Origin of the sequence: Embleya sp. NPDC005971, from assembly GCF_040629175.1 — a bacterium.
Taxonomy (GTDB): Bacteria; Actinomycetota; Actinomycetes; order Streptomycetales; family Streptomycetaceae; genus Embleya.
This window is the reverse complement of the sequence record NZ_JBEXUX010000147.1, coordinates 1,799-5,289: the sequence shown is the minus strand read 5'-3', so window position 1 is coordinate 5,289 and position 3,491 is coordinate 1,799. Positions and strand designations below refer to the sequence as shown.

Below are 3,491 nucleotides of genomic sequence, written 5' to 3'. Positions count from 1 at the left end.
GATTCCGGCGGCGTCCTACTCTCCCACACCCCTTCGAGTGCAGTACCATCGGCGCTGGAGAGCTTAGCTTCCGGGTTCGGAATGAGACCGGGCGTTTCCTCTCCGCCAAGACCACCGGAAAACCATCGAACCCTACAATCAAGGGTCGTTCGGTGAACCAGAAATCACATGCGGTGATTCAATTATCAACAACGGGTTCCCCGAAACCGATTGCGGTTCGGGAACCACACAGTGGACGCGTAGCAACTGAGGACAAGTCCTCGGCCTATTAGTACCGGTCAGCTCCACCCCTTACAGGGCTTCCACACCCGGCCTATCAACCCGATCGTCTCTCGGGGGCCTTACCCAACCGAAGTTGGTGGGAGTCCTCATCTCGAAGCAAGCTTCCCGCTTAGATGCTTTCAGCGGTTATCCCTCCCGAACGTAGCCAACCAGCCATGCCCTTGGCAGAACAACTGGCACACCAGAGGTTCGTCCGTCCCGGTCCTCTCGTACTAGGGACAGCCCTTCTCAAGACTCCTACGCGCACAGCGGATAGGGACCGAACTGTCTCACGACGTTCTAAACCCAGCTCGCGTACCGCTTTAATGGGCGAACAGCCCAACCCTTGGGACCTACTCCAGCCCCAGGATGCGACGAGCCGACATCGAGGTGCCAAACCATCCCGTCGATATGGACTCTTGGGGAAGATCAGCCTGTTATCCCCGGGGTACCTTTTATCCGTTGAGCGACGGCGCTTCCACAAGCCACCGCCGGATCACTAGTCCCTGCTTTCGCACCTGCTCGACCTGTCGGTCTCACAGTCAAGCTCCCTTGTGCACTTACACTCGACACCTGATTGCCAACCAGGATGAGGGAACCTTTGGGCGCCTCCGTTACCCTTTAGGAGGCAACCGCCCCAGTTAAACTACCCATCAGACACTGTCCCTGATCCGGATCACGGACCCAGGTTAGACATCCAGCACGACCAGAGTGGTATTTCAACGACGACTCCACGGACACTGGCGTGTCCGCTTCACAGTCTCCCACCTATCCTACACAAGCCGAACCGAACACCAATATCAAACTATAGTAAAGGTCCCGGGGTCTTTCCGTCCTGCTGCGCGAAACGAGCATCTTTACTCGTAGTGCAATTTCACCGGGCCTGTGGTTGAGACAGTCGAGAAGTCGTTACGCCATTCGTGCAGGTCGGAACTTACCCGACAAGGAATTTCGCTACCTTAGGATGGTTATAGTTACCACCGCCGTTTACTGGCGCTTAAGTTCTCAGCTTCGCCCCGAAGAGCTAACCGGTCCCCTTAACGTTCCAGCACCGGGCAGGCGTCAGTCCGTATACATCGTCTTACGACTTCGCACGGACCTGTGTTTTTAGTAAACAGTCGCTTCTCGCTGGTCTCTGCGGCCACCACCAGCTCGGGAAGCAAGTCCCCTCACCAGCAATGGCCCCCCTTCTCCCGAAGTTACGGGGGCATTTTGCCGAGTTCCTTAACCACAGTTCACCCGAACGCCTTAGTATTCTCTACCTGACCACCTGAGTCGGTTTGGGGTACGGGCCGCCACGACACTCGCTAGAGGCTTTTCTCGGCAGCATAGGATCATCCACTTCCCCACAATCGGGTCGGCATCAGGTCTCAGGCTCGTGTTGTGCGGATTTGCCTACACAACGCCCTACACCCTTACCCCGGGACTACCACCGCCCGGGCTGGACTACCTTCCTGCGTCACCCCATCGCTCACCTACTACCCGATTGGTTCGGCGGCTCCACCAAAACCGTTCACCCGAAGGATCCCGGCGGCTTCACGGCCTTAACATCACGAGGTTCAGCGCTGGCGCGTCGTAGCGGGTACGGGAATATCAACCCGTTGTCCATCGACTACGCCTGTCGGCCTCGCCTTAGGTCCCGACTTACCCTGGGCGGATTAGCCTGCCCCAGGAACCCTTGGTCATCCGGCGCACACGTTTCTCACGTGTGATTCGCTACTCATGCCTGCATTCTCACTCGTGCAGCGTCCACCGCTGGTTTCCACCGCGACTTCACTCGCTGCACGACGCTCCCCTACCCATCCGTACGCCTGAACCACGAAGGCTTGGCTGCATGTACGAATGACACGACTTCGGCGGTGCGCTTGAGCCCCGCTACATTATCGGCGCGGAATCACTTGACCAGTGAGCTATTACGCACTCTTTCAAGGGTGGCTGCTTCTAAGCCAACCTCCTGGTTGTCTGTGCGACTCCACATCCTTTCCCACTTAGCGCACGCTTGGGGGCCTTAGTCGGTGCTCTGGGCTGTTTCCCTCTCGACCACGGAGCTTATCCCCCGCAGTCTCACTGCCGCGCTCTCACTTACCGGCATTCGGAGTTTGGCTTATCTCAGTAACCTGGTGAGGCCCATCAACAATCCAGTGCTCTACCTCCGGCAAGAAACACACGACGCTGCACCTAAATGCATTTCGGGGAGAACCAGCTATCACGGAGTTTGATTGGCCTTTCACCCCTAACCACAGGTCATCCCCCAGGTTTTCAACCCTGGTGGGTTCGGGCCTCCACACGGTCTTACCCGCGCTTCACCCTGCCCATGGCTAGATCACTCCGCTTCGGGTCTTGGGCGCGCGACTCAATCGCCCTGTTCGGACTCGCTTTCGCTACGGCTACCCCACACGGGTTAACCTCGCCACACACCGCAAACTCGCAGGCTCATTCTTCAAAAGGCACGCAGTCACGGCCACCCACGTAAACGCGGATGACGACGCTCCCACGGCTTGTAGGCACACGGTTTCAGGTACTATTTCACTCCCCTCCCGGGGTACTTTTCACCTTTCCCTCACGGTACTAGTCCGCTATCGGTCACCAGGGAATATTTAGGCTTAGCGGGTGGTCCCGCCGGATTCACACGGGATTTCTCGGGCCCCGTGCTACTTGGGAAATGCGCAAGCAAGCCGCACATGTTTCGTCTACGGGGGTCTTACCCTCTACGCCGGACCTTTCGCATGTCCTTCGACTACATGTACGGTTTCTGACTCGCCGACCGGCCGGCAGACCGATCAAGCACACTCCCACGACCCCGATCACGCAACCCCTGCCGGGTATCACACGTGACCGGTTTAGCCTCATCCGATTTCGCTCGCCACTACTCTCGGAATCACGGTTGTTTTCTCTTCCTGCGGGTACTGAGATGTTTCACTTCCCCGCGTTCCCTCCACACACCCTATATATTCAGGTGCGGGTGACAGCCCATGACGACTGCCGGGTTTCCCCATTCGGACACCCCCGGATCACAGCTCGGTTGACAGCTCCCCGGGGCCTATCGCGGCCTCCCACGTCCTTCATCGGTTCCTGGTACCTAGGCATCCACCGTGCGCCCTTAACAACTTGGCCACAGATGCTCGCGTCCACTGTGCAGTTCTCAAACAACAACCGATTCCCACAGACTTGAGGACCGACGCCTACCGGTGAACACCGGCGGTTCATTGATCGTCCGAGGATCGGAACCC

2 rRNA genes are annotated in these 3,491 nt (G+C 57.9%); both read right to left on the bottom strand.

The annotated features are described in order from the left end of the window. Positions 1-2: 2 nt before the first annotated feature. A 5S ribosomal RNA gene (gene rrf, locus ABZ374_RS47885) occupies positions 3-119 on the bottom strand. A 129-nt stretch (positions 120-248) separates the two neighbouring features. Further along, positions 249-3,375, bottom strand: a 23S ribosomal RNA gene (locus ABZ374_RS47880). Positions 3,376-3,491: the final 116 nt, after the last annotated feature.